Source organism: Burkholderia sp. LMG 13014, assembly GCF_905232215.1.
In the GTDB taxonomy this organism is placed as follows: Bacteria; Pseudomonadota; Gammaproteobacteria; order Burkholderiales; family Burkholderiaceae; genus Burkholderia.
Map to the genome: position 1 here is coordinate 1 of NZ_CAJNKE010000847.1, position 1962 is coordinate 1962.

General features: G+C 69.9%; 2 protein-coding genes. One reads left to right on the top strand and one right to left on the bottom strand.

All coding sequences use genetic code 11. The annotated features are described in order from the left end of the window. Positions 1 to 1126, top strand: a 1126-nt coding sequence (locus tag JYJ84_RS35320; RefSeq protein ID WP_205190185.1) for a PLP-dependent aminotransferase family protein, incomplete at its 5' end; no start/stop codon positions are given. A 36-nt stretch (positions 1127 to 1162) separates the two neighbouring features. Here the strand turns inward: JYJ84_RS35320 and JYJ84_RS35325 are convergent. Beyond that, positions 1163 to 1962, bottom strand: an 800-nt coding sequence (locus JYJ84_RS35325) for a lipase secretion chaperone (protein WP_205190186.1), incomplete at its 5' end; no start/stop codon positions are given.

Genomic DNA, 1962 nt, shown 5'->3' on the forward strand with positions numbered 1-1962 from the left:
ACGACGCCAATGGGGCGCGTTCATGCCGGGCGTGCCGGACGTGTCGGAATTCCCGAGCCGGACGTGGAGCCGCCTGCAAGCGCGGTTGTGGAAGGAAGCGAACCCCGAGCTGCTGACCTATGCGCCGGGCGGCGGCTACCGGCCGTTGCGGCGCGCGCTCGCCGATTACCTGCGCGTCGCGCGCTCGGTCAAATGCTCGCCGGACCAGGTGATCATCACGACGGGCATCCACCAGTCGATCGATCTCGCGGTGCGGCTGCTGTCCGACATCGGCGATCGCGCATGGGTCGAGGAGCCATGCTACTGGGGCGTGCGCAGCGTCCTGCAGGCAGCCGGCCTCACCCTGACACCGGTGCCGGTCGACCAGGAAGGGCTCGACCCGCGCGCCAGCGACATGCAGCATCCGCCGCGGCTCGTGCTCGTCACGCCGTCGCATCAGTACCCGCTCGGGATGGTGATGAGCCTCGCGCGGCGCCGGATGCTGCTCGAATATGCGCGCCAGCACCGCTGCTGGATCATCGAGGACGACTACGACAGCGAGTTCCGCTACGGCAGCCGCCCGCTCGCATCACTGCAGGGGCTCGACGACGGCGGCCGCGTGATCTACGTCGGCAGCCTCGGCAAGATGCTGTTCCCGGGGCTGCGGATGGGCTACATGGTCGTGCCCGAGCATCTGGTCGACACGTTCCGCACCGGGTTATCGGAGTTGTACCGCGAAGGCCAGCTGATGCAGCAGGCCGTGCTCGCCGAATTCATCATGGACGGCCACCTGACTTCGCACGTCAGGCGGATGCGGACGCTGTACGGCGAGCGCCGGCAATTGATGATCGACGCGATCCGCGCGCGCTTCGGCGACGCGCTGCCCGTGATGGGCGACGAGGCCGGCCTGCATCTCGTGCTCGGCCTGCCCGACGCGTGCGACGATCGCGCGGTCACGCAGAGCGCGTTCGATGCGGGCGTGATCGTGCGCCCGCTCACCAGCTACTACAGCAGCCTCGACACCGCGCAGCGCGGCCTGCTGCTCGGCTATGCGTGCGTCGCGCACGAAGGCATCGGGCCCGCGTTCGACACGCTCGCGAATACCATCGAGCAACACCTGCCGCGGGACCTCACGCGCGCGGCATAGCAGCGGACACGCGCCGTACTGCCCGCGCTTTCCGCGTTACCGCGCGCTGCCCGCCCCGCGATCGAGCGAGGCCGCGCGCACGGCTTCGCCGGGCTTCGTAAACACGCGCTGCCGCAGCGCGGCGATCTGCGCGTCGCGATCCTGCGGCGACAGGCCGGCCGATTCGATCTGCGCACGCTGCGCCGCGTAGTCCGCGTAGCGGCTCTGCCACGACGCGTCGTCCTGCTGCATCTGCGCGACACGCGCGGCCGCTTCGGGGCCGAGCGTCTGTGTCAGTTGCGCGCGCATCGCATCGGGCGTCGCCCCGCTCTTCTGCAATTGCGCGATCTGGTCGATCGCCGCGCGCTGCTGGTCGATGCGCTGCTGCTCGGCGCGTTCGTCGGCCGGCATCTGCTGTTCGAGCGCTGCAAGCCGCTCGGCCTTCTGCGCATCCGTCAGCGTGGGATCCTGCGCGATCTTCAGCCGCGCAAGGTCGTAGCGCTGCCGCCACTGCTCCGCACCGAAGAATGGCTGGCTCCAGTCGCCGAGCGTGCGGTATGCGATCGACGCACGCTGGTCGAGCGCGAGCTGCAGCGCGCCCAGGTCGGACTTCTCGACCGCGCCGGCGTCGCGCAGTTTCGCGAGTGCGTCGAGATACGCGCGATACCGGCGCCACACGTCGAGCGCCTCGGCCTGCGCGAAGGTGCCGTCGAGCTGCGCGGCAATCTCGCGAGCGACGAATGCATCGAGCGCGGCCGCGCTCAGGTCGCTCTGCGCGGTCAGGCAGTAGTCGAAGAAATCGCGCACCGCACGCGACTTCGCGAGATGGCCGCCGGCATCGAGCGGCAACCGGGGTG